Source organism: Bradyrhizobium sp. CCBAU 11357, assembly GCF_028128865.1.
Lineage (GTDB): Bacteria > Pseudomonadota > Alphaproteobacteria > Rhizobiales > Xanthobacteraceae > Bradyrhizobium.
Window position 1 is genome coordinate 106050 of sequence record NZ_LBJW01000095.1, and the last position, 23764, is coordinate 129813.

The 23764-nt window shown below is 66.6% G+C and carries 21 protein-coding genes, 1 tRNA gene and 1 pseudogene; 17 read left to right on the forward strand and 6 right to left on the reverse strand.

The genetic code is table 11. The features are described from left to right. Positions 1-75 precede the first annotated feature (75 nt). The 11 genes from XI05_RS14665 (at position 76) to XI05_RS14715 (ending at position 10270) form a co-directional block, all read left to right on the forward strand. A tRNA-Gly gene (locus XI05_RS14665) sits at positions 76-149 on the forward strand. Positions 150-327: 178 nt separating this feature from the next. Then, positions 328-909, forward strand: a complete 582-nt coding sequence (locus tag XI05_RS14670) for a helix-turn-helix domain-containing protein (RefSeq protein ID WP_271502628.1) — start codon at positions 328-330, stop codon at positions 907-909. Positions 910-933: 24 nt separating this feature from the next. Then, positions 934-1407 (forward strand): GNAT family N-acetyltransferase, encoded by a 474-nt coding sequence (locus tag XI05_RS14675; RefSeq protein ID WP_271502630.1) that lies wholly within the window; start codon positions 934-936, stop codon positions 1405-1407. 126 nt (positions 1408-1533) lie between these two features. Beyond that, positions 1534-2607, forward strand: coding sequence for a LacI family DNA-binding transcriptional regulator (locus tag XI05_RS14680; RefSeq protein WP_260381210.1), 1074 nt, complete (start codon positions 1534-1536; stop codon positions 2605-2607). Positions 2608-2690: 83 nt separating this feature from the next. Beyond that, on the forward strand, positions 2691-4145 hold the full coding sequence (gene xylB, locus XI05_RS14685) for a xylulokinase (RefSeq protein WP_271502632.1): 1455 nt from the start codon (positions 2691-2693) through the stop codon (positions 4143-4145). Further along, positions 4146-5468, forward strand: a complete 1323-nt coding sequence (gene xylA / locus XI05_RS14690; protein ID WP_271502634.1) for a xylose isomerase — start codon at positions 4146-4148, stop codon at positions 5466-5468. Between the two features lie 13 nt (positions 5469-5481). Further along, positions 5482-6240 carry an ATP-binding cassette domain-containing protein gene (locus XI05_RS14695; protein WP_271502636.1) on the forward strand — a complete coding sequence of 253 codons (759 nt, stop codon included), beginning with the start codon at positions 5482-5484 and terminating at the stop codon, positions 6238-6240. Further along, positions 6240-7310, forward strand: coding sequence for an ABC transporter permease (locus tag XI05_RS14700; RefSeq protein WP_271502638.1), 1071 nt, complete (start codon positions 6240-6242; stop codon positions 7308-7310). The genes XI05_RS14695 and XI05_RS14700 overlap by 1 nt, the downstream gene beginning before the upstream one ends. A 94-nt stretch (positions 7311-7404) precedes the next feature. After that, on the forward strand, positions 7405-8337 hold the full coding sequence (locus tag XI05_RS14705) for a sugar-binding protein (protein ID WP_271502639.1): 933 nt from the start codon (positions 7405-7407) through the stop codon (positions 8335-8337). Between the two features lie 97 nt (positions 8338-8434). After that, positions 8435-9415 (forward strand): aldo/keto reductase, encoded by a 981-nt coding sequence (locus XI05_RS14710; protein WP_271502641.1) that lies wholly within the window; start codon positions 8435-8437, stop codon positions 9413-9415. A gap of 3 nt (positions 9416-9418) precedes the next feature. Then, entirely contained in the window at positions 9419-10270 is an 852-nt protein-coding gene (locus tag XI05_RS14715) for an amidohydrolase family protein (protein ID WP_271502643.1), read from the forward strand. A 226-nt stretch (positions 10271-10496) separates the two neighbouring features. Here the strand turns inward: XI05_RS14715 and XI05_RS14720 are convergent, their stop codons facing one another. Both XI05_RS14720 and XI05_RS14725 read right to left on the reverse strand, forming a co-directional pair. Continuing rightward, a complete protein-coding gene (locus XI05_RS14720; RefSeq protein ID WP_271502645.1) occupies positions 10497-11726 on the reverse strand; it encodes an ABC transporter substrate-binding protein in 1230 nt (409 codons plus the stop codon). 115 nt (positions 11727-11841) lie between these two features. Then, entirely contained in the window at positions 11842-12768 is a 927-nt protein-coding gene (locus XI05_RS14725) for a class I SAM-dependent DNA methyltransferase (protein WP_271502647.1), read from the reverse strand. 66 nt (positions 12769-12834) lie between these two features. Here XI05_RS14725 and XI05_RS14730 point away from each other — a divergent pair, with 66 nt between their 5' ends. From XI05_RS14730 to XI05_RS14745, 4 genes are all read left to right on the forward strand, one after another. Further along, positions 12835-13872: a ligase-associated DNA damage response exonuclease gene (locus XI05_RS14730; RefSeq protein WP_271502649.1), complete on the forward strand. Its 1038-nt coding sequence runs from the start codon at positions 12835-12837 to the stop codon at positions 13870-13872. Continuing rightward, positions 13869-15530, forward strand: a complete 1662-nt coding sequence (locus tag XI05_RS14735) for an ATP-dependent DNA ligase (RefSeq protein ID WP_271502651.1) — start codon at positions 13869-13871, stop codon at positions 15528-15530. Before XI05_RS14730 ends, XI05_RS14735 begins: the two co-directional genes overlap by 4 nt. A 323-nt stretch (positions 15531-15853) precedes the next feature. Next, complete coding sequence (locus tag XI05_RS14740) at positions 15854-16156, forward strand: DUF6460 domain-containing protein (RefSeq protein ID WP_260381202.1); 303 nt, start codon at positions 15854-15856, stop codon at positions 16154-16156. A gap of 84 nt (positions 16157-16240) precedes the next feature. After that, positions 16241-17578 carry an MATE family efflux transporter gene (locus XI05_RS14745; protein ID WP_271502653.1) on the forward strand — a complete coding sequence of 446 codons (1338 nt, stop codon included), beginning with the start codon at positions 16241-16243 and terminating at the stop codon, positions 17576-17578. A gap of 65 nt (positions 17579-17643) precedes the next feature. Here the strand turns inward: XI05_RS14745 and XI05_RS14750 are convergent, their stop codons facing one another. Together XI05_RS14750 and XI05_RS14755 are read right to left on the reverse strand one after the other, a co-directional pair. Further along, a complete protein-coding gene (locus XI05_RS14750) occupies positions 17644-18741 on the reverse strand; it encodes a quinone-dependent dihydroorotate dehydrogenase (protein WP_271502656.1) in 1098 nt (365 codons plus the stop codon). Then, positions 18738-19082: a DUF952 domain-containing protein gene (locus XI05_RS14755; protein WP_172786228.1), complete on the reverse strand. Its 345-nt coding sequence runs from the start codon at positions 19080-19082 to the stop codon at positions 18738-18740. Before XI05_RS14755 ends, XI05_RS14750 begins: the two co-directional genes overlap by 4 nt. Before the next feature lie 293 nt (positions 19083-19375). On the opposite strand from XI05_RS14755, the gene XI05_RS14760 reads away from it, so the two are divergent. Then, positions 19376-20032, forward strand: coding sequence for a S24 family peptidase (locus XI05_RS14760; protein WP_271502659.1), 657 nt, complete (start codon positions 19376-19378; stop codon positions 20030-20032). Positions 20033-20039: 7 nt separating this feature from the next. Then, positions 20040-20193, forward strand: a pseudogene (locus tag XI05_RS14765) (carbonic anhydrase family protein); the annotation flags it as partial. Between the two features lie 125 nt (positions 20194-20318). Here XI05_RS14765 and XI05_RS14770 read toward each other — a convergent pair. After that, a complete protein-coding gene (locus XI05_RS14770) occupies positions 20319-21959 on the reverse strand; it encodes a lysine--tRNA ligase (RefSeq protein WP_271502661.1) in 1641 nt (546 codons plus the stop codon). A gap of 387 nt (positions 21960-22346) precedes the next feature. Then, the coding region (locus XI05_RS14775) for a tetratricopeptide repeat protein (RefSeq protein WP_271502664.1) at positions 22347-23764 on the reverse strand (1418 nt) is incomplete at its 5' end.

The window sequence follows — 23764 nt, forward strand, 5'->3', positions numbered from 1 at the left end:
CCAGCCGGTCGCGCCAAACCGCTTGGCGGCAGGCGCTGTCTCGGCTAATCAGGAGGGGCGCGGGCTTGCGCATCCGCGGGCGTAGTTCAATGGTAGAACGGCAGCTTCCCAAGCTGCATACGAGGGTTCGATTCCCTTCGCCCGCTCCAAGTTTCCCCGATCGCATTCCGGTTCGAGCAGATAGCGCGCTCGCGCGCCGCACAAAGATTCCAATATATTAGCCTCTCACTTCCGGCACGGATCGCTTCCCCGCCCTAAGCTTCTGTCGCCCGGCGGATACGGTCCTGGTGACGGGTTGAGCTCGGATGAAGGCCAAGGCCAACAACAATGGACCAGCAAAAACTCGACCGCGCCATCGGTCGGCGCCTGAAGACGCTGCGGACGCAGGCGGGCATGACGTTGAACGAGCTTGCAGGCCGCTCCGGCGTCAGCCGGGCCATGATCGGGCGGGTGGAGCGGGCGCAGAGCAGTGCGACGGCGGCGCTGCTGAACAAGCTCTGCGCGGCGCTCGACGTCACGCTCAGCGATGTCGTTGCGCTCACGGAGAAGCCGCCGGAGCGCCTGGTGCGGCTTGCCGATCAGCCGCTCTGGCGCGACCCCGACAGCGGCTATCGCCGGCGGCACGCCTCGCCGCCCGATGCCGCCAGCGGCATCGAGATCATCGTCGTCGACCTTCCCGCCGGCGCGCGCGTCTCCTACAGCCCGTGGGGCCGTAACGCCTTCACCCAGCAGCTCCTGATGCTGGAGGGCGCGATCGCCGTGCATATCGACGCCAAGGCGGTGCGGCTGCGCGAGGGCGATTGTCTCGATTTCGACGTGATGCGCGCCGTGATCTTCGAGAACGAAACCAGGCAGGACGCGCGCTACGTCATCATCACGCGGCGTGGCGCGTCCTACGGCAAGATGTGAGGGCAAAGCGTGGAGACGAGAACGATGCAGATCCGCACCGGCGACACCTATGATCCGCGCGTCGTCGCGCTGCTCGATCATCACGTCACGACAGCGCGGGCGCAGACGGCGCGGGGCAGCGACCATGCGCTTGATCTTGCGGGCCTGCGTGCACCCGAGGTTGCGTTCTGGACCGGCTGGGACGGCGAGACGCTGGTCGTCACCGGCGCGCTGAAGGTGCTCTCCGCCGGCCATGGCGAGGTCAAGTCGATGCACACGCTGCAGACCACGCGGCGGCGCGGCTATGGCGGCCAGATGCTGCGCCACATCATCGCCGAGGCCCGCGCATGCGGCATGACGCGGCTCAGCCTCGAGACCGGCTCGTGGGACTATTTCAAGCCGGCGCACGCGCTCTACCTGGCGCACGGTTTCGTCGCCTGCAGCCCCTTCGAGGGTTATGTCGAGGATCCCAACAGCCTGTTCCTGACGCTCGAGCTGTCGGCGCCGGCGCACCGGTAGCTCACGAGCGATCTTGTCGAGCACGCGCTCGGGGGCGGGACGTCGTTCCTGGACCGGGACGCAAAAAGACCGATCCCCTCATCAAATGAGTTGCGTACCTCAAAACACCTCTGCTAGCCTTCAGCCATGGCCGAGACCCTCACCCCGACTGCGCTGACGCTGAAGGACATCGCCCGCGAGGCCGGTGTCAGCCTCGCCACGGTCGACCGCGTCCTGCACAACAGGCCGGGGGTCCGCCCGGACACGGTCCGGCGCGTCAAGGACGCCATCGCGCGCAATTCGTTCCAGCCGCATGTGGCTGCCGCCGAGCTCGCGCGCGGCCGCGCCCGCCGCTTCGCCTTCGTGATGCCGTCGGGGCCGAACCCGTTCATGCAGCAGATCGAAGCCTATCTCGGCGAGATGGCGGCCTGGCTGTCGGCCCGCCGGCTCAATGTCGAGATGATCGCAGCCGACGTGTTCGAGCCCGCTGCGCTCGCAGCTTCGCTCGAAGCCCTGTCGGGCGATTACGACGGCATTGCCGTGGTGGCGCTGGACCATCCGAGCGTCCGCGCCGCCATCAACGACCTCGTCGATGCCGGGACCAAGGTCGTGACGCTGGTCTCGGACGTGCCGTCCTCGCGCCGCCACCATTATGTCGGCATCGACAACATCGCTGCGGGCCGCACCGCCGGCGCGCTGGTCGGGCGGCTGGTCGGCCAGAGGTCCGGCAAGGTCGCGATCGTCGCGGGCTCGCAGGGCCTGCGCGACCATGCCGAGCGCATCTTCGGCTTCAACCAGGTGATGGCGAGCGAATTCCCCGATCTCAGCGTGCTGCCGGTGCTGGAAGGGCGCGACGAGGACGACCGTTCGGAGCAGCTGCTGGCGCGGCTGCTCGGCAAGCACGCCGACATCGTCGGCCTCTACAACGTCGGCGCCGGCACGCAGGGCGTCGCCAAAGCGCTGAACGACAAGGCGCAGAACGAGAAGGCCTCTGGCGCGGCCGGGCGCGACAAGCAGGTGGTGTTCGTCGGGCACGACGTCACCGCGCTGACGCGCCGGTTGCTGCTGCAGGGCGTGATGGATGCCGCGATCTCGCAGAACCCAGGACATGAAGCGCGCGCGGCCGTCCGCGTGCTGCTCGCGCTCGCCCGCGGCGAGCCGATCCTGAGCGAACAGGAGAAGATCAGGATCGACATCGTGATGCGGGACAATCTGCCCTAGCGGCAGGTGTTTTTGGAGACAGGCGGCCAGCGGGGAAAGCGACGCAAGATCGCGCTCCCGCTTCAGGCGAAAGGGAGGACGAATTGTATCTCGGGATCGACATCGGCACGTCCGGTGTGAAAGCGGTGCTCGTGAGCGAAGCCGGCGCGGTGACCGCGACGGCATCGCGCGAGCTTGCGCTATCGCACCCAGCGCCGCTGTGGTCCGAGCAGGATCCCGACGCCTGGGTCGATGCGGCCGTCGGCGCCGTCGACGATCTCGCCGCGCGCCATCCGCGCGAGGTCGCGCAGGTCCGCGGCATCGGGCTGTCGGGTCAGATGCACGGCGCGACGCTGCTTGGCGAGGTCGGCCGCCCGCTGCGTCCGGCCATCCTCTGGAACGACGGCCGCTCGCAGGCCGAATGCGCAGCGCTGGAGCGGCGCTGTCCGTCGTTGCACGCCATCGCCGGCAATCTCGCGATGCCGGGCTTCACCGCGCCGAAGCTGCTCTGGGTGGCACGGCACGAGCCCAAGATCTTCGACCGCGTGGCAAAGGTGCTGCTGCCGAAGGCCTATGTCCGCTATCGCCTCACCGGGGAAATGGTCGAGGACATGTCGGACGCATCAGGCACGCTGTGGCTCGACGTCGGCCTGCGCCGCTGGTCCGCGCTGCTGCTGCATGCCACCGGGCTCGATCTGCACCACATGCCGCGTCTCGTCGAGGGCAGTGCCGTGAGTGCGGTGCTCGCGCCTGAATACGCGCAGCGCTGGGGCATGGCGAAAAATGTCGTCGTCGCGGGCGGCGCCGGCGACAATGCGGCCAGCGCGATCGGGCTCGGCGCCATCGCACCTGGCGATGCCTTCCTGTCGCTGGGAACGTCCGGCGTGCTGTTCCGCGTCACCGATCGCTTCGCCCCGGCGCCGGCTTCGGCCGTGCATGCCTTCTGCCACGCGCTGCCCGGCCTCTGGCATCAGATGGGCGTGATGCTGTCGGCCGCGGCTTCGCTCGCCTGGCTTGGCGGCGTGATGGAGACGCCGGCTGCAGCGCTCCTGGCGCCGCTCGGCGAGCGGGTCGATGCACCAGGCACGGTCCAGTTCCTGCCTTATCTCGACGGCGAGCGCACGCCGCACAACGATGCCGCCGCCAGCGGCGCCTTCGTCGGCCTGCGCGGCGCGACCGGGCGCTCAGAGATCGTGCAGGCCGTGCTCGAAGGCGTCGCCTTTGCCGCGCGCGACAATCTGGCGGCGCTGAGCGCAGCCAGCGGGCCGATCGCCGAGGTCGATCTCGTCGGCGGCGGCTCGCGCTCGCCGCTATGGGCGCAGATTTGCGCCGACGTGCTCGGCATGCCCGTCCATCGCGTCGAGGAAGGCGAGGTCGGCGCCGCGCTCGGCGCTGCGCGGCTCGGCCGGCTTGCCGCGACAGGCGACAATCCCGCCGACGTCTGCACGCGCCCGCGGCGGCTCGCGAGCTTCACACCCCGCCCGTCCGTCGCTGCGGCCTATGACGAGGCCTATCGGCGATGGCGCGCGCTTTATCCCGCATTGAAGGAGTCTTCTTAAGTGAACGCGCCAGCCAAATTCTTCGATGCAAGTGCACCCGTCGCCTTCGGCGGCAAGGAAGCTGAAGGCGCGCCCGCCTTCCGCTTCTACGACAAGGACCGCCTGGTGCATGGCCGCCGGCTCGAGGATCATCTGCGCTTTGCGGTCTGCTATTGGCATTCGTTCTGCTGGCCCGGCGGCGATCCCTTCGGCGGCGAGACCTTCCTGCGTCCGTGGCACCACGGCACCGACGCCATGGCAATGGCCCGCGCCAAGGCCGATGTCGCCTTCGAGCTGTTCCGCCTGCTGGATGTTCCCTTCTTCACCTTCCACGACGTCGATGCCGCGCCGGAAGGCGCTTCGCTCGCCGAGTCCGTCGCCAACCTCAACGCCATCGCCGATCTGTTCGAACAGAAGATGGCAACGAGCAAGGTCCGCCTGCTCTGGGGCACTGCGAACCTGTTCACGCACCGCCGCTACATGGCGGGCGCCGCGACCAATCCGGACCCTGACATCTTCACCTATGCCGCCGGCCAGGTCCGCGCCGCGCTGGAGGTCTCGCACCGGCTCGGCGGTCAGAACTACGTGCTGTGGGGCGGCCGCGAGGGCTACGAGACGCTGCTCAACACCGATCTCAAGCGCGAGCTCGACCAGCTCGGCCGCTTCGTCTCGCTCGTGGTCGAGCACAAGCACAAGATTGGCTTCAAGGGCCCGCTCCTGATCGAGCCCAAGCCCAAGGAGCCGACCAAGCATCAATATGATTTCGACGTTGCCACCTGCTACGGCTTCCTCGAACGCTACGACCTGCTCAAGGACGTCAAGCTCAACATCGAGCAGAATCACGCCATCCTCGCCGGTCACTCCTTCCATCACGAGGTCGCGCTGGCCGAGGCGCTCGGCGTGTTCGGCTCGCTCGACATCAACCGCGGCGACGACCTGCTCGGCTGGGACACCGACCAGTTCGCGATGAACGTGCCGGAGCTGGCGCTGGTGTTCCACGACATCCTGAACCGCGGCGGCTTCACCACGGGCGGGCTCAATTTCGATGCCAAGATCCGCCGCCAGTCGATCGACCCCGATGATCTCATCCATGCCCATGTCGGCTCGATGGATGCCTGCGCGCGCGCCTTCCTCGCCGCCGCCGACATGCTCGACGCCGGCGCGCTCAGCACGCCGCTGGCAAAGCGCTACGAGGGCTGGGCGGGGCCAGAGGGCCGTGCCATTCTCGCCGGCCAGCGCTCGCTCGCCGAGCTCGCCGACGCTGCGATGGCTCCCGGCTTCGATCCGCAGCCGCGCTCGGGCCGGCAGGAATATCTGGAATCTCTGGTCAACCGCTATGTCTGAGGAAACGCCGCTAATGACGAAGGCTGACACGACACCGGTGCTCGAGCTCACCGGCATCGGCAAGGAGTTCGGCGCGATCCGCGCGCTGCACGACGTCGACATGCAGGTCTGGCCTGGCGAGGTGGTCGGCCTGATGGGCGACAACGGCGCCGGCAAGTCGACGCTGGTGAAGATCATCGCCGGCAATTTCCGCCCCACCCATGGCGAGATGCGCTTTGCCGGCAGCGCGGTGCATTTCTACCGGCCCGTCGATGCCCGCGCCGTCGGCATCGAGGTCGTCTACCAGGACCTCGCGCTCGCCGACAACCTGACGGCCGCCGCCAACGTCTTTCTCGGCCGCGAGCTGAAGCGCAGGTTCGGTCCCATTGCCTTGCTGGACCACAAGGCGATGGCATCGCGCGCGCTCGAGCTGTTCGGCGAGCTGCGCTCGGAGACACGCCCCGACGATCTCGTCAGGCAGATGTCGGGCGGCCAGCGCCAGGCGGTCGCGATCGCGCGGACCCGGCTTTCCAATGCGCGGCTGGTGATGATGGACGAGCCGACCGCCGCGATCTCGGTGCGCCAGGTCGAGCAGGTGCTCGGCCTGATCCACCGGCTGAAGGAGCAGGGCGTCGCCGTGATGCTGATCTCGCACCGCATGCCCGACGTGTTCGCCGTATGCGACCGTGTCGTCGTCATGCGGCGCGGCGAGAAGCGCGCCGACAAGCCAATTCACCAGACCTCCCCCGAGGAGGTCACCGCCCTCATCACCGGTGCGAAGGAGGCGGCGTGATGGCTATGCCCTTGGAATCCCCGATCAGCTTCACCAATGTCGGCAAGATCAGATGGTGGCAGCGCGGCATCTTCGCCTCGCAGACCGGCTACGTCCTGCTCGCGCTGGCGGTGCTGCTGGTGATCATGCATTTCGCCAGCCCCTACTTCTTCACCCAGGGCAACATGCAGAACGTGGCGAAGAACTTTTCCTTCATCGCCATCGCCACGCTCGGCATCACCTTCGTGATCATCACCGGCGGCATCGATCTGTCGGTCGGCTCGATGATGTGCTTCTCCGCGATGATCACCTCCATGGTCATGGTCGAGCTGTCGGCGCCCGGATCGTACTTTGTCCATATGGCCGCCGACGGCAAGACGCTCGTCGCCAACGTGCCCGGATTGATCCTGGTGATCTCCGTGCTTTCAGGACTGTGCGCGGCCTTCCTGGTCGGGCTCGTCAACGGCTTCTGCATCGCGGTGCTCGGGCTGTCGCCCTTCGTCACCACGCTCGGCATGCTCTCGATCGTGCGCGGCCTCGCCTACGTGGTCTCGAACGGGCGCGGCAGCTTTCCAGGCGGGCCTGACGCCGATTATTTCTACGCGCTGACCTCGGGCGACGTGCTCGGCGTGCCCGCGCCCTTCATCTATCTGGTGATGCTCGCGGCCGTGATGGCGGTGGTGCTGCACCATACCAGCTTCGGCCGTCACGTCTTCGCGCTCGGCGGCAACGAGAAGGCGGCGGAACTGACCGGCATCCCGGTCGTGCGCGTGAAGATCGAGGTCTACGTGATCTGCGCGCTTGCGGCAGGCCTGCAAGGCATCATCATCTCGGGCTGGCTGGGATCGGCGCCGGCGAACATGGCGACCTCCTACGAGCTCAACGTCATCGCCGCGGCGGTGATCGGTGGTGCGAACCTCGCCGGCGGCGTCGGCGGCCCGCTCGGGGCCATCGTCGGCTGCGTGCTGCTGGAGGTGATCCGCAACGGCCTCGTGCTCGCGCAGGTCAACTCCTACTGGCAGCAGGCGCTCGTGGGCGTGATCATCATCCTCGCCGTGCTGGTCGACCGTATTCGCTCGCGCATGACTTAAGGAGACACTCCGGAAGGACAACGAAAGACCGTCTATCCGCCTGCCGGAGCATCACATCACAATGGATAGGCATCAAAGTGTGGAGGGAAAAGCAATGAAGAAGCTTCTGTTGGCCGGCGTGACCATCGCGATGATGGCGACCCCGGCGTTTGCCCAAACCTACAAATTTGCCGTCGTTCCCAAGGCGATGAACAACCCGTTCTTCGACGTGGCGCGCGACGGCTGCCTCAAGCGGGCCAAGGAACTCGGCAATGTCGAGTGCATCTACAAGGGCCCGATCGAGCACGAGCCGGCGACCCAGGCACAAATCATCCAGGACTTCATCACCCAGAAGGTGGATGGGCTGGCCATCTCTGTCGCCGACGTCGCGGCGATGACCAAGTCGATCGAGGCGGCGACTGCGGCCGGCATTCCCGTCATCACCTTCGATGCGGACGCGCCGGGATCCAAGCGGCTCGCCTATATCGGCACCAACAACAAGGACTTCGGCCTCGCGCTCGGCAAGCAGCTGCTGCAGCTGCGGCCCGAGGGCGGCAAATACGCCATGGTCTCCGGCGGCCCGGGCGCGAAGAACCTTGCCGAACGGGTTGACGGCGTCCGCGAAGCGCTCAAGGGCTCGAAGTGGGTCGAGGTCCAGGGTTCGCCGACGTTCTGCAACGACGATTCCGCGCTTGCGGTTCAACAGATGTCGGACCTGCGTACCGCGACGCCCGACCTCGCTGCGATCGTGCCGGTCGGCGGCTGGCCGATGTTCGCTCCGGAAGGCTACAAGGCCTTCGTCAACAAGAACAAGAAGGACATCGATGCCGGCAAGTTCACGCTCGTCGTCGCCGATACGCTCAAGATGCAGCTCGAGCTCTTGCGCGACGGCTACTCCAATGCGCTGACCGGTCAACGTCCGTTCGAGATGGGCGAGAAGTCGATGGATACTCTGCTCGCGATCAAGAAGGGCCAGAAGGTTCCGGAGGTGATCTACACCGGCCTCGATCTGGTGACGAAGGACAACGTCGCGCAACTCCTGAAGTAAGGAGGCAGGCAGGAACGCCTCCCAGCCCCGGCATTCCTGCGTTACACTCCCTCTCCCGTCCGCGGGGGAGGGAGTGCTGCTTTGGAAGGAAATTACAATGAAGCGTAGCCGGCTTGCCAACGCTCTCGATGTCACCGCGATCGGCCTCGGTTCCGCCCCGCTCGGCGGATTGTTCTCGCCGGTCAGCGATGCCGATGCGCAAGCGACGCTCGAACGCGCCTGGTCGCTCGGCGTCCGATTCTTCGACACCGCACCGCTCTACGGCTTCGGCCTCGCGGAGCGGCGGTTGGGGGCCTTCCTGCGGCAGCAGCAGCGCGATTCCTACGTCATCTCGACCAAGGTCGGCCGCCTGCTGCGCGCACCGGACGATGCTGTCCCTGAGGACGAGCACTACAAGGGCACGCCGCGTGAGCGGCCGGTGTTCGATTTCAGCTATGACGGCGTGATGCGGTCGGTCGAGGAGAGCCTGCAGCGCCTCGGCCTCGACCGCGTCGACGTCCTGCTCGTGCACGATCCCGACGATCATTATGACGATGCCGTCACCGGCGCCTTCCGTGCGCTCCAGCGCCTGCGCGGGGACGGGACGGTCAAGGCGATCGGCGCCGGCATGAACCAGTCGGAGATGCTGGCTCGCTTCGCCGAGGCCGTGCCGGTCGACTGCTTCCTGCTCGCCGGCCGTTACACGCTGCTCGACCAGGGCGCGCTGGATGCGCTGTTTCCAATCTGCCAGGCCAGAAACATCGGCATCCTGCTCGGCGGCATCTACAACAGCGGCATCCTGGCCAATCCGAGGACGAGCGCGAAATTCAACTATCAGGATGCCGATGCGGCGCTGGTGGCGCGTGCGCTGGAGCTCGACGAACTCTGCCGCAGGCACGGCACCGAGCTGAAGGCCGCCGCGCTGCAATTCTGCATGGGCCATCCGGCGGTGACGGTCGCCGTGATGGGCGCGCGGAATGCCGCCGAGGTCGCGGACAACATTGCGATGTCCGAGAAGGCCGTGCCGCCGGCATTCTGGCAGGAGCTGCGTGCGCGAAAGCTGATCGATGCGCGCGCGCCACTTCCCGGCGGAGCGTAAGGCATGATCGTCGACTCCCATCAGCATTTCTGGGATCCCGCGCGCGCCGATTATCCCTGGATGGAAGCGCCCGAGCTGGCACCGATCCGCCGTGCCTTCGGCCCGGCCGATCTCGCGCCGCTGCTGAAGGCGAACGGCATCGACGCCAGCATCGTGGTGCAATGCCGCTCCGCGCTGGAGGAGACCGAGGAATTCCTGGGTATTGCGGCTGCGACGCCCTCGGTCGTCGGCGTGGTCGGCTGGGTCGATCTGACCGATGCTGCGCTCGGCGAGACGCTCGGCCGCCTGCGCGCTTTGCCTGGTGGCGGCAAGCTGGTGGGCATCCGCCATCAGGTCCACGACGAGCTTGATGCGGACTGGCTGCTGCGCGAGGACGTCCAGCGCGGCCTCACGGCGGTGTTCGCCAACGATCTCGCTTACGATTTCCTCGTCCGCAGCCGCGAGCTGCCTGCCGCGATCGCAACCGCGCAGGCCTTTCCGCACGCGCGTTTCGTGCTCGATCACGCCGCCAAGCCGCCGATTGCGACCGGCGGGAGCGCGGAATGGGCCGAACTCATCGCAGCGTTGGCCGCCTGCGGCAACGTCTGGTGCAAGATCTCGGGATTGGCGACCGAGGCGGTCTGGAACGACTGGGATGCGGAACGGCTGTTTCCGTTCGTCGCGCACGCCGCAAAATGTTTTGGCGAGGACCGGCTGATCTTCGGATCGGACTGGCCCGTGTGCCTGCTTGCGGGAAGCTATGGCGAGATCAAGACCGCGCTGGAGGCCTGCCTGGCGAGGCTCGGCCCGCGTGTGCGGGACAAGGCGTTTGGGATGAATGCAGCCCAGGCGTATCGGCTTGGTATCGCCGCTTAGAGCGCGATGAAATGAGGCTCGATTGCTGCAAAGATGGAGGTGCGCCCCCTCTCCCGCTTGCGGGAGAGGGTCGGGGAGAGGGTTTCTCCACAATGGGATAGTCCCCTAGAGGAGAAAGCCCTCACCCGCGACCTCTCCCGCAAGCGGGAGAGGTTGGACCGAGCCCGCAGCAATCGATTTGGCCTAAAGCCATTCCGCTCAAGCTCGAAGCGGGCCCGCTCCGCGTCTACTCCGACATCGGCTTGTCGGAGATGTCCCAGTCTTTCCCGGTGAAGGTGGAGATGAACAGCGTCTTCATCGGCGTGTAGTCCTCGGGCGTGTAGCTGTAGCTGACGCCGTCGAGGAAATACGGCGAGTGGAAGCCGTTGAGGTTCGATGCTTGCTTCAGCACGTTGGCGCGGGTGAGCTCGTCGCCGCAGCGGCGCAGGATCTCGCCCATGGTCGCGGCCTGGCCGTAACCGGCGAAGGCGATGGTGTTGTCGGGGTCGATCGCCGGCGTGTACTTCTTGCGCAGCTCCTCGAACGCCATCACGTCCGGGTCCTTCTCCCATTTGGGCAGGCCGACCTCCTTGTTGTAGCGGATCGCGACGATGCCGGTGGCATTCTCGAGGCCGGCGGCATTGAGGATCGAGCGGCCGGTGGAGCCGGCGGAAAGAAGCTGCAGCGGCTTCCAGCCGAGCTCGGCCACTTTTCGGATCGACTGTGACGAGGCCTTGCCGGTCGAGATGTTGTAGAAGACGTCGGCCCCAGACTTCGAGAGATTGACGAGCTGGGAATCGACGGTCGGCTCGGTCAGATCATAGGTCTGCTCCATGATCACCTGCGCGGTGCCGCCGGCATCCGCCAGCACTTTCTTGAAGGGTGCAAGGAAGTCGCGGCCGAAATCGTCGTTCTGGTAGAGGATGCCGATCTTGGCGTTCGGCTTCACGCTGACGACGTGTCGCGCCAGGATGCGCGCTTCGGTCGGATAGAGCGGCAGGCCCGCCATCGTCCATTTGAACTCTTTCGGATTATTCCACTTCGAGGCGCCGGTGTTGAGCAGCAGCTGCGGCACGCCCTTGGAGTTCAGGTATTTGTGCACGGCGGTCTGCGGCGCGGTGCCGAGCGAGCCGTACAGCGCGAGCACCTCCTCCTGCTCGACCAGGCGCCGCGTCGCCTCGACGCATTTCGGCGCGCTGTAGGCGTCGTCCATGGTGAGGAATTTGACCTTGCGTCCGTTGATGCCGCCCTTCTCGTTCAGCATCTGGAAATAGGCTTCGCCGATGCGGCCGAGCACGCCGTAGAGCGAGCCGGGGCCGGAATGCGGCACGGTCTGACCGATCTTGATCTCGGTGTCGCTGGCGCCCGCATCGTACTTCTTCTCCGCAGCCCAGACGTAGGGCGCGGGCAATGTCGAGGCGGCGATGGTGGCGAGTGCGCCGGCGCTGAAATCGCGCCGCGATGGATTCTTGGTCATTGTTGTTTTCTCCCTGATGCGCGCATTGTGCTGACATCGCAGCTCGGCTCGCAAGTGGGAAGTCGCAGCTTTGCGACGCAATGACGCTCAAATCATGAGGCGTTAGCGCCTAGACTCAAGTTTTCTCGGCGACGACGACGAGGCCGCGCACCGGCTCGTTGTTCTCGTTGCGCGGCGAGGCCGGCTCCAGCGTCAGCAGCTTCACCCCTGCCTTCGCGATGGCGCCGCGCACATATTCCGCGGAATGGGCATAACGCAGGCCGTCGCCGAGCACGATGCCGCTGCCGCCGTGCGTCTCCAGCGTGAAGGCGAGCACGCCGCCTGAGACGAGCACGCGCTTTGCCTCGGTGAGAACAGGGGCGAGATCGGAGAGATAGACGAACGCATCCGCGGCCACGATGAGGTTCGCGCTGGCATCTAGCTTGCCGCACAGGCCCTCGAGCATGTCGGCGACTTCGAGCTCGGCATAGAGGTTCGTCGCCCGCGCCTCCTTGATCATGCCGGGCGAGAGATCAATGCCGGTGAAATGATCGACCTGCTTGGCGAAGGCCGCGGCCGCGAGCCCGGTGCCGCAGCCGAGATCGATGGCGCGCTTGAAGTAGGCGGGCTTCTTGGCGGCGACGCGCGCGGCCAGCACCGCCTTGAAGATCAGCGTGGGGGCGCGATAGCCGAGATCGTTGATCAGCGCGTGCTCGAACCGCGGCGCGTATTGATCGAACAGTGCCTGCACATAGGCCTTGGGCATCTCCGCCATCTCGGTATCGCCGAGCCGCATCAGGTGCAGGCCGGCGCCGTGCTGGTCCTCGGGGTCGCATCGCCGCGCTTCACGAAAGGCCGCGATGGCCTTGTCGCGCTCGCCGAGCTGCTGACGGATCTCGCCGAGCGTGAACCAGGCCGAGGTGAAATCAGGCGCGAGCTCGATCGCCTGCTCCATAAGGTCGGCGGCGGCGGGCAGGTCGCCCTTGAGCTGGAGGTCGCGCGCGAACTCGAAGCGGCGGTCGGCCATGAGATCGCCGGAGGTCAGGAACAGGCGGAGCGGCATTGAGGAACCAGGAAACGAAACGGGTAATTGACTCGAAGATGTGATGGCTCGACTTATATAACAGGCATGCGCCCGCAAGACATCCTGCTGCCAAATGCTGCCGGCCTGTGCTGCAAGCCCGGCGGCTTCCATATCGACCCTGTCCGGCCCGTGGAGCGGGCCGTGATCACCCACGGCCATTCCGACCATGCCCGTGCCGGCCATGGCGCCGTGCTGGCGACGCAGGAAACGCTGGACATGATGCGGCTGCGCTATGGCCAGAACTTTGCCGGCTCGACCCAAGCGATCAGCTATGGCGAGGAAATCCGGCTCGGCGACGTCAAGGTCAAGTTTCACCCGGCCGGCCACGTGCTGGGCTCTGCGCAGATCGCCGTCTCGTGCAAGGATACCTGCATCGTCGCCTCCGGCGACTACAAGGACGCGCCCGACCCGACATGCACGCCGTTCGAGCTGGTGCCGTGCGACGTCTTCATCACCGAGGCGACGTTCGGGCTCCCGGTCTTCCGGCATGGCGATGCCAGCGACGAGGTCAAGAAGCTGCTGGCTTCAGTCGCGCTGTTTCCGGAGCGCGCGCATCTCGTCGGTGCCTACTCGCTCGGCAAGGCGCAGCGTGTAATCAAGCTGCTGCGGCAGGCCGGCTATGACGCGCCGATCTACCTGCATGGCGCGATGGAGACGATCACGCATTACTACCAAAGCCGCGGGATCGACCTCGGCGAGCTCAGGCCGGTGAAGGGCATGAAGAAGGCCGCGCTCGCCGGCACCATCATCTTGGCGCCGCCATCGGCCACATCCGATCTCTGGACGCGGCGCTTTCCCGATCCCGTCACCGCCTTCGCCTCGGGCTGGATGCGCGTGCGCGCCCGGGCGCGGCAGCGCGGCGTCGAGCTGCCGCTGGTGATCTCCGACCACGCCGATTGGGACGGCCTCACCGCGACCATCGCGGCCACCGGCGCCGGCGAGATCTGGGTCACCCACGGCCAGGAAGATGCGCTGGTGCATTGGTGCCGGAGCAAAGGCCTGAAGGCGCAGCCGCTCGATCTCGTCGGCTATGGCGACGAGGAGGAGAGCGAGACGCCCATTCAGGGCGAGGCCGAAGCATGAACCGCTTCGCCGAGCTGCTCGATCGCCTCGCCTACGAGCCCGGCCGCAACAACAAGCTGCGGCTGCTCACCGGCTATTTCCGCGAAGTCGGCGACCCCGACCGCGGCTATGCGCTGGCGGCGCTGACCGGCGCACTCAGCTTCAAGCACGCCAAGCCGGCGCTGATCCGCGATCTCATCGCGGCACGCACGGATGAGGTGCTGTTCGGGCTGAGCTACGACTATGTCGGCGATCTCTCGGAGACGGTGGCGTTGATGTGGCCGAAGGCCGCGCTCGCCGCCCACAACAACCCACCGCCGCCGAGTCTCACCGAGGTCGTCACCACGCTGCGCACGCTCGGCAAGACCGAGCTGCCGAAGCAGCTCGAGCGCTGGCTCGACGAGCTCGACGAGACCGGCCGCTGGGCGCTGCTCAAGCTCGTCACCGGCGCGCTTCGGATCGGCATCTCGGCGCGGCTCGCCAAGACCGCCGCCGCGGCGCTCGGCGACAAGGACCCGCACGAGCTTGAACTTATCTGGCCGGGCCTCGCGCCGCCTTATCTCGACCTGTTCGCCTGGCTGGAGGGCCGCGGCGACAAGCCCGTCAACCGCGATCCCGCGCCGTTCCGCCCGGTGATGTTGGCGCATGCGATCGAGGATACGGATTTCGCCGCGCTCGATCCCGCCGACTACATCGCCGAATGGAAATGGGACGGCATCCGCGTGCAGGCGGTCGCCGGGCGCGGCGAGCGCGGCCATATCACCGCGCGGCTCTATTCGCGCACCGGCGAGGACATCACGGGCAGCTTCCCGGATCTCGTGCCGTCGCTGCGCCTGCCGGGCGCGATCGACGGCGAGCTCTTGATCCTGCGCGAAGGCCGCGTCCAGAGCTTCAACGTTCTGCAGCAGCGGCTCAACCGCAAGGTGGTGTCGCCGAAGCTGATCAAGGAGTTTCCGATCCACCTGCGCGCCTACGATCTGCTCGGCGACGACGAGAACGATCTGCGCGAACTGCCTTTTGCCGAGCGGCGCGAGCGGCTGGAGAGGTTCATCGCAAAGCTCGACGATTCCCGCATCGATCTCTCGCCCACCGTGCCCTTCGACAGCTGGGAGGCGCTGACGGCCGCACGCGCCGATCCCGCCAGCGCCGGCGCCGGCGAGGATGCTGACGCCGTCGAAGGCGTGATGCTGAAGCGGCGCGATGCGCCTTATCTGCCGGGGCGGCCGAAGGGCCAATGGTGGAAGTGGAAGCGCGACCCGCACATCATCGACGCCGTCCTGATGTATGCGCAGCGCGGCCACGGCAAGCGCTCGTCCTATTATTCCGATTACACCTTTGGCGTCTGGACCGAGACCGAGAATGGCGAGGAGCTGGTGCCGGTCGGCAAAGCCTATTTCGGCTTCACCGACGAGGAGCTGTTGCAGATCGACCGCTTCGTCCGTCGCAACACCACGGAAAAATTCGGCCCCGTCCGCCATGTCGTGCACGAGGGCGACAAGGGCCTGGTGCTGGAGGTCGCTTTCGAGGGATTGCAGCGCTCGCCCCGGCACAAATCCGGCGTCGCCATGCGTTTCCCCCGCATCAGCCGCCTGCGCTGGGACAAGCCGCCCCGGGAGGCCGACCGGCTGGAGACGCTGGAGAAGATGCTGAAGGCCGAGGCGGCGGAGATCGAGGTGTGATGCATCGATCGCGCCGCAAATGCGGTGCGCTCCCTCTCCCGCCTGCGGGAGAGGGTTGTCTCCGCAATGGGATTATCAAGAGAATCCCCTAGAGGAGAAAGCCCTTCTCCCGGCGCGCGGGACGATGCTTTGCATCGCCCGGACGCGCCGGCCTCTCCCGCAAGCGGGAGAGGCTAGGGAGACCCGCGGCTTGCAGCGTGCCACAATCGAAGTTCTGGCTCTGCCCGAATTAAACTCCCGTAACCCGATTGACGCCCCCTTGCGGGTTCCCCATGTCCCCCGCCGTGCCCTATAATGGGTCGAATCCGCTTCAGGAGTTTGCGATGGTCCAAGACGTCAGAGATTTGCCGGCCGGCCGCAGCGACGGCCTGCACCGCTTTCTCGGCGGCTCGCCGCTGACCGTCGCGTTCCGCCTGGTGCTGCTCTCGATCCTGGTCGGCGTCGTGCTCGCCGCGATCGGCTTCGACCCCTGGAACATCATCCACAGCATCCGCCTGTTGTTCCAGCGTCTGTGGGATCTCGGCTTCGATGCGGTGAACTGGCTGTGGCGCTACTTCCTGCTCGGCGCGGTCATCGTGATCCCGATCTGGCTGCTGTCGCGCGTGTTCGGCGGGCCGCGTCGCTAACGCTTCTCGACATGCGCGGCCGACGCAAGCACGCCATGCCGGCCGTGATAGTGCATTCGACAATCGCGGATACACGCAGCTGACATGAACGCACCGCTTCACCCCAGGGTCGACTCGAAGGTCGACTCGCGCCAGGTCTTCGCCATCGCAGGTCCCGCGATGGTCGCGAACCTCACGACGCCTTTGATCGGCGTGGTCTCGACCACCGCGATCGGCCGGCTCGACGATGCCGCGCTGCTCGGCGGCGTCGCGATGGCCTCCGTCATCTTCGACTGCCTGTTCTGGCTGTTCGGCTTCCTGCGCATGAGCACGCTGGCCTTCACCGCGCAGGCGCTCGGCGCGGGCGAGACGCGCGAGCAGACCGTGATCCTGGTGCGCGGCTTCATCGTCGCCGGCCTGATCGGCGCGGCGCTGATCGCGCTGCAGCTGCCGTTGGCTGGCGCACTGTTCGACCTGATGGGCGGCAGCGAGGGCGTGACGCACGCCGCGAAGACCTATTTCATGATCCGGATCTGGTCCTCGCCTTTCGCCTTCGCCAATTACGTCATCCTCGGCTGGCTGGTGGGGCAGGCCCGCGCCAATCCGGCCCTTGCGCTCCAGGTCGTCATCAACCTCGTCAACATGGTGGCGACGATCCTATTGGTGCTGGTCTACGACACCGGCATCGCCGGCGCCGCGATCGCCGCGCTTCTGTCCGAGACGATAGGCTTCGTGCTCGGCGTGATCGTGTGCAGGCGCTATGCGGTGGGCGGTTTTGCCGTGCCTCGCGCAACGCTGTTCGATCGCGAAAAGCTGATGCGGCTCCTGGCGGTGAACACCGACATCCTGATCCGCACCGCGGCGCTGATCGCCGTGTTCCTGTTCTTCACCGCCAAGGGCGCGCGTGCCGGCGACGTCACGCTGGCCGCGAACTCCGTGCTCAACAATTTCCTCCTGGTCAGCGCTTTCTTCCTCGACGGCCTTGCGAATGCGGCGCAGCAGCTCTGCGGCCGCAGCTTTGGCGCGCGCGACGCCAAGGGATTTGCGGATTCGACCAGGCTGGTGCTGCGCTGGGGGCTCGGCTTCGCCATCGTCGTCGCCGTGCTGTTCGCAGGCTTCGGCCCCGATATCATCAATGTCATGACGGCGAGCGAGGACGTCCGCCGCGCCGCGCGCGAGTTCCTGCCCTTCATCGTGCTCGCGCCGATCCCCGGCGTGTTCGCCTTCGGCTTCGACGGCATCTATGTCGGCGCCACCTGGGCGCGGGAGATGCGCAATCTGATGCTGTTGTCGCTCGCGATCTTCTTCGCCGTCTGGCTGGCGCTGCAATCGTTCGGCAATGCCGGCCTGTGGAGCGCGCTGATCGCGTTCTACGTCGCGCGCGGCGGCTTGCAGGGCGCGAGGTATCCCGTGCTGTATCGGGCGACGTTTACGAAGCCGTAGCTCTCGTGTCCCGGACGCGCTGCAGCGTGAAACGCGCTCCGCTGCGTCCGGGGCACGAGAGCGCCTCACAACCCCGGCCAGTCTTCCGCCGTCAGCGTCGCCGCATCGGCGCCGACGATCTCGGCCAGCGAATCCCGACCCGTGCGCAGCAGCGTCGAGGTCAGGTCGCGCTTGATCTCGTCGACGAGGCCGAGACCCTTGTAGACCAGCGACGAATAGAGCTGGATCAGGCTGGCCCCGGCGCGGATCTTGGTCAGCGCGGCGCCGCCCGAATCCACGCCGCCGACGCCGATCAGCGGGAACGCGCCCTCGACGCGCACATAGGTTTCCGCGACCATGCGCGTCGACAGACGGAACAGCGGCCGGCCGGACAGGCCGCCTTGCTCCTTCGCCCGCGTCTCCTCGCGCAATGTGCTCGGCCGCGCGATCGTGGTGTTCGACACGATCATGCCGTCGACCCGGCGCGAGCGCGCGACATGCACGACGTCGTCGAGGTGGGCAAGGCTCAAATCCGGTGCGATCTTGAGCAGCACCGGCGTGTCGCCGGCCTTCTGCCTGACACGCTCGCGGGCGTCGATCACGCGCGCGAGGAGATCGTCGAGCAGCGCGCCTTCCTGAAGGTTGCGCAGGCCCGGCGTGTTCGGCGAGGAGACGTTGACGGTGAAATAGCTCGCCACCGGCGCGAAGGTCTCGATCAGCTTGACGTAATCGCCGACGCGGTCAGGTGAATCCTTGTTGGCGCCGACATTGACGCCGACGATGCCGCCGTGCTGCGCGCGCGCGGCAAGCCGGCGCAGCGCGACTTCTGCGCCGTCATTGTTGAAGCCCATGCGGTTGATGATCGCCTCGTCGCGCTCGAGCCGGAACAGCCGCGGCCGTGGATTGCCGGCTTGCGGCTTCGGCGTTACCGAGCCGATCTCGACGAAGCCGAAACCGAGCCGCAGCAGCGCATCCGGCACTTCGGCGCTCTTGTCGAAGCCCGCGGCCATGCCGATCGGATTGGGAAAGTTCAGCCCGAAGGCGCGCACCGCGAGCTTGGGATCATCGGCACGCGGCTTGACCGGCGGCAGGAAGCGCAGGCCCTGGATCGCGAGGCGATGGGCGTCTTCGGGATCGAGCCAGCGCAGCACCGGCAGCGAAAAGGCGTCGAACGCGCGGATCACGGCAACAGCTCCGGAACATCGTGACCGCCGTCGGAGCGCGTGTTGAGGTTCATCACCGCGATCACCGCGCCGAAATCGAGCTCGCCATAGAGATGGGGGAAGAGCTCGTCATTGCGCGAGCGTTCCCAGCGCAATTCGCTCCCCAGCGCATCGCCGTCGACCTCGACCAGGAACAGCGCGCGCTGCCCGAAATAGTGCTTGCGTAGGGTCTCGGGAACCTGGGCCGCGGTCGAGAAATGGATGAACCCGTCGCGCGCGTCGTCTGCGCTGCCCCGGTAGACACCCTGCCGTTCCGCCTCGCGCCAGGCCGAGGCCGGACAGATTTTGTAGATCTTGACCACCGCTACCGCAGCCTTGTTTGTTCTTTGAGTCTTTTGGGTTTTTTCGTCTTTTGCGGGTCCTCGAAACCCGGGCGCGACCGTAAAGGCCGTGCCTTCTGAACTCAAGGCTTAGAGCCTTTTCCGCGCCGATGAAATCGGAACGGGGGCTCCAGATTCCTGTTTTGCGCGTTTTCCTGACGCGAACGGGTACCCGCTCCGTGACGAACGCCGTTCTCCCTCGCCTCTTGCGCGAAAAACGGAAAACCTGTTGATTTGAGGACAGTTTTCCTGAGTTGCGACGGGCTGGACCTTCCATGGTCAGACAGGCCAAAGCGCAGAGGATGCTGACTCACGACCAGATCTGGGCCGCGCTGGACCGGTTGGCGGCGCGTGCCGGGCTGTCGCCGTCCGGCCTCGCCAAGCGTGCCGGACTCGACCCCACCACCTTCAACAGGTCCAAGCGCGTCACCGCCGACGGACGCGAGCGCTGGCCTTCGACCGAATCGATCGCAAAAGCGCTGGCCGCGGCCGACGCCTCGATCGACAGCTTTGCCAAACTGATCGACGACGACGGCGCGAGCGATGGCCGCTCGGTGCCGCTGCTCGGTTTCGCGCAGGCGGGCACGAGCGGCGCTTTCGACGAGGCCGGTCTTCCATCCGGCAAGGGCTGGACCGACATCGCGCTGCCCGCCACCGAGGACAGCCACGCCTTTGCGCTGGAGATTTCCGGCGATGCGCTTGCGCCCGTCTATCGCGACGGCGACATCGTCCTGGTCTCGCCCGGCGCGCCGATCCGCAAAGGCGATCGCGTGGTGGTGCGGAGCAAGGCGGGCGAGATGACGGTCGCGACGTTGAAGCGCCGCACGGCCAAGGCGCTGGAGCTTCAGCCGCTCGATGCGACACGCGATGAGCGGACGATAGCGATCAGTGACGTCGGCTGGATCATGCGGATCGTGTGGGCGAGCCAATGATCGCACGACCACGCCGCCCTGCTCGGAAGTGGTCGAATGGCTGCTGCTGACCACCCCGATTCAGGTGGCGTCGAGCGATGTCGCCGCGTCGCAAGCTGTACCCGATGAACGCAAGGCCGGTGCAGAAGGACAACCGCCGCTACGTGCTCCGACCGATTTGAGTGCCTCACACCGCGGCTTCGCTACGTAGTTCAGGAATCCAGTACGCCGCAGCTTCTCGATTCATCACATCTGCCGCGGCGTACTGGATCGCCCGGTCAAGCCGGGCGATGACAGTGGAGTGGGATCACGCGCTCCTCGCCAGCGCCCCGTCGATCATGTTCACCGCGTTCTGCACGCCGTACACCGCGACGAAGGAGCCGAAGCGCGGGCCCTTCTCCTGGCCGAGCAGCACCTGGTAGAGCATGTTGAACCAGTCCAGCGTGACGCCGGGGCGGCCGTCCTTGCCCTTCTTGACCTGGTCGAGGAACGGCTCGCGGCGGCCGATCTCGTAGACGACGTTCTGGATCTCCTCGGCCGAGGCGTCCTGCGCCAGCTGCGAGAGCGCATCGCGCAGGTCCTGCAGCGCCGCGCGCTCGCTGTCATCAGGCACGCGGAACTGCTTCGTCGGCGCGACGAAGTCGCGATAATAATTGATGGCGTAGCCGACCATCGCATCCAGCTTCGGATGCGTCTGCGGACTCACGCCGGGCCGGTAGCGGCCGATGAAACCCCACAGCGTCTCGGCGTTCTCCGCGTTCGACGACGACACCAGCGTCAGGAGCAGCTGGAAGGTGACGGGCAGGTCGCCCTGCGGCGGCCTGCCGTTGTGGATGTGCCAGACCGGATTGCCGAGCTGCTGCTTGCCGTCCTGCTTCGGGAAGCCGTCGAGGAACTGCTGGTAGTCGTCGACATTGCGCGGGATGACGTCGAAATACAGCCGCTTGGCCGCCTTCGGCTCGCGATACATGAACAGCGACAGCGATTCCGGCGAGGCGTAGCGCAGCCATTCGTCGATGGTGAGGCCGTTGCCCTTCGACTTCGAGATCTTCTGGCCCTTCTCGTCGAGGAAGAGCTCGTAGTTGAAGCCTTCCGGCGGCGTGCTGCCGAGCGCTCTGGCGATTGCGCCGGACAGCTTCACGGAATCGATCAGGTCCTTGCCGGCCATCTCGTAGTCGACGCCGAGCGCGACCCAGCGCATCGCCCAGTCGGCCTTCCACTGGCACTTGACGTTGCCGCCGGTGACGGGCGTCTCGACTTCCTGGTTGGTATCGGGATCGACATAGGTCACCGTGCCCGCCGCGACGTCGCGGCGGATCATCGGCACCTGCAGCACGACGCCCGTGGTCTTGCTGATCGGCAGGAACGGCGAATAGGTGGCGCGGCGGTCCGGCCCCAGCGTCGGCAGGATGATCGCCATGATCTTGTCGTAGGCGGCGAGCATCTTCAGCAGCGTCGCGTCGAAGCGGCCGGACGTGTAATAGTCGGTCGAGCTCGCGAACTCGTAGTCGAAGCCGAAATGATCGAGGAAGGCGCGCAGCCGCGCATTGTTGTGCGCGCCGAAGCTGTCATGCGTGCCGAAGGGATCGGGCACGCGCGTCAGCGGCTTGCCGAGATTGGCCTCAAGCGGCGCCTTGTTCTTGACGTTGTCAGGGACCTTGCGCAGGCCGTCCATGTCGTCGGAGAACGCCAGCAGCCGTGTCTTGATCTTGTCCTCGGTGAGCACGCGGAAAGCGTGGCGCACCATCGATGTGCGCGCCACCTCGCCGAACGTGCCGATATGCGGCAGGCCGGACGGACCGTAGCCGGTCTCGAACAGCACCTCGTCCTTCGGGCTTTTCTTCAGCCGCGCGACAATGGCCTTCGCCTGCTCGAACGGCCAGGCGTTGGATTGTTCGGCGAGCGCACGCAACTCGCTCGGGTTTGCGGCTAGATCAATAACGGACATCAGGGGCCTCCGGGCCGCGGAAAATAGCGATTTCCCGGCAGAATGCAAAAGTTGCGAGCCGATACCCCCAGCCCTCTCGCGCTTGCGGGAGGGCTGTCGGATAGGGTGTGCAGAATGCAGCGGCATCGGCAGTGGGCTCCCTCCCCCGCTTGCGGGGGAGGGTTGGGGAGAGGGTGTCTCCGCGCTGGGACTATTGAGATTAACTGAAGGTGTCCCTGCGTGGCGAGAGCCCTCACCCGCCACGCTCTGCGAGCGTGTCGGCCTCTCCCGCAAGCGGGAGAGGCGGAGAAAGCCCGCAGACAATCCTCGTGAAATCAATATGCGAGAGCCCTGCCGCGCGGGACGATGCATCGCGCCGGCCGGCAGGCGGATCGAATGCGACGCGCCTTAATGCGCAGCTGACGCCGAGCGCTTGGTCGCGACTTGCTTCGGGGCCGGCTTGGCGCTGGCCTGCGGTGCGCTGTCCCAGCCGCCGTTCGGGACTGCAACGTTGACGGCATCGTCGGGCTGCGGCTCGGCGCTGAAGGTCTGGATCGCGAGCTTGGCGGCGGCGAGCGATTGCGGGTCGAGGCGCTTGGCGACGTCGTCGCGCTTGCCGGCCGCATCCGCATCGCCCTGGGAGGCCGCGAGGCTGAACCATTTGTAGGATTCGGCGAGGTTCTGCTCGACGCCGATGCCGCGGGCATAGAGGATGCCGAGATTGAACTGACTGTCGGCCACGCCGCGATCGGCAGCCTTGCGGAACCACTGCGCCGCGCTTTTGTAATTGGCGCCGCGACCGCCGCCGTCGGCATCGAGCACGGCGAGATTGTGCATTGCCTTGGCGTTGCCGCGCTCGGCGGCCTGGGTGTAGTAGCGGCGCGCGATGTCGGCGTCCTTCTTCACTCCTAAGCCCTTTTCGTAGAGCGTGCCGAGACGGAAGGTTGCGGGGACGACTCCGGCCTGCGCCGCGCGGTCGTACCACTTCGCCGCTTCGTCGTAATTGGTGGCGACGCCCTTGCCTTCGGCAAAGCGCAGGCCGATCTCGTAGGCCGCGGTCGCATCGCCCTTCATCGCGGCATTGCGCAAGGCCGGGCCGCCGATGCCGTCAGGCAGCTTCTCGCTCGGCGGCACCTGAATCACGCCAAGCCTGGCGCGGCTGCTGCCCGACAGCGCGCCGGTGACGTCGCTGGAGGTCGGCGGCGGCACCGCTGCGGCAGGCGCTTGCGGGATTTCAACCGAGGCCGCGCTGCCGGAATTGGGAATGGAAGCCGGCGCGGCGTTGTTCTGCGACTGCCGTCCGAGCGGTGTCGGCGAGGTCATCGACGGGGTGATCTGTTCCGGCGCGGCCGGCTTGATCTCGACCGGCGGTGGCGCGGGCTGCGGTGCCGGCTCGCTCGGAATGTTTTGCATCGCCTGCGGCGTCGGTGACAGGCTGCCGCCTTCGAGCAGGTTCATCGCCATCTTGAAGGTGCCGAGCACGATCACGACCACGCTCGCGCCGACCAGCAGCGAGCGGATCTTCGAGGTGATGGTCGAGCCACCTTCCTGGCCCTTCTCCTTGGCGCGGGCGATCGCGGCCTTGGCGCCACGGGCCGGCTTCTCGGGCGGCTGTGCGGCGGCGGCCTGCGCGGCGCGGCGCGCGGCGGCGATGAAGCTCGACGACGACACCGGCTCCTTCGGTGCGGCGGCAATTCCGCTGATCGCGTTCTCGGAGGCGGCGATCCGCTCCGACGGCGTGGCGACGCGTCCGCCCGGCCGGGTGCCCGGCTCGAGCGGGTGATCCGGCGGCAGTTCCGGCGCGAGTGCGGCGCGCGCAGTGTGCG

Excerpts from the sequence above, each read along its gene's own strand:
- XI05_RS14730 (WP_271502649.1), top strand. The coding sequence starts at position 12,835 with ATGCGCCCGCAAGACATCCTGCTGCCAAATGCTGCCGGCCTGTGCTGC.
- XI05_RS14695 (WP_271502636.1), top strand. The coding sequence starts at position 5,482 with ATGACGAAGGCTGACACGACACCGGTGCTCGAGCTCACCGGCATCGGC.
- XI05_RS14745 (WP_271502653.1), top strand. The coding sequence starts at position 16,241 with ATGAACGCACCGCTTCACCCCAGGGTCGACTCGAAGGTCGACTCGCGC.
- XI05_RS14675 (WP_271502630.1), top strand. The coding sequence starts at position 934 with ATGCAGATCCGCACCGGCGACACCTATGATCCGCGCGTCGTCGCGCTG.
- XI05_RS14705 (WP_271502639.1), top strand. The coding sequence starts at position 7,405 with ATGAAGAAGCTTCTGTTGGCCGGCGTGACCATCGCGATGATGGCGACC.
- XI05_RS14720 (WP_271502645.1), bottom strand. The coding sequence starts at position 11,726 with ATGACCAAGAATCCATCGCGGCGCGATTTCAGCGCCGGCGCACTCGCC.
- XI05_RS14740 (WP_260381202.1), top strand. The coding sequence starts at position 15,854 with ATGGTCCAAGACGTCAGAGATTTGCCGGCCGGCCGCAGCGACGGCCTG.
- XI05_RS14725 (WP_271502647.1), bottom strand. The coding sequence starts at position 12,768 with ATGCCGCTCCGCCTGTTCCTGACCTCCGGCGATCTCATGGCCGACCGC.
- XI05_RS14715 (WP_271502643.1), top strand. The coding sequence starts at position 9,419 with ATGATCGTCGACTCCCATCAGCATTTCTGGGATCCCGCGCGCGCCGAT.
- XI05_RS14700 (WP_271502638.1), top strand. The coding sequence starts at position 6,240 with ATGGCTATGCCCTTGGAATCCCCGATCAGCTTCACCAATGTCGGCAAG.
- XI05_RS14670 (WP_271502628.1), top strand. The coding sequence starts at position 328 with ATGGACCAGCAAAAACTCGACCGCGCCATCGGTCGGCGCCTGAAGACG.
- XI05_RS14710 (WP_271502641.1), top strand. The coding sequence starts at position 8,435 with ATGAAGCGTAGCCGGCTTGCCAACGCTCTCGATGTCACCGCGATCGGC.
- XI05_RS14680 (WP_260381210.1), top strand. The coding sequence starts at position 1,534 with ATGGCCGAGACCCTCACCCCGACTGCGCTGACGCTGAAGGACATCGCC.
- XI05_RS14735 (WP_271502651.1), top strand. The coding sequence starts at position 13,869 with ATGAACCGCTTCGCCGAGCTGCTCGATCGCCTCGCCTACGAGCCCGGC.
- XI05_RS14770 (WP_271502661.1), bottom strand. The coding sequence starts at position 21,959 with ATGTCCGTTATTGATCTAGCCGCAAACCCGAGCGAGTTGCGTGCGCTC.
- XI05_RS14760 (WP_271502659.1), top strand. The coding sequence starts at position 19,376 with ATGGTCAGACAGGCCAAAGCGCAGAGGATGCTGACTCACGACCAGATC.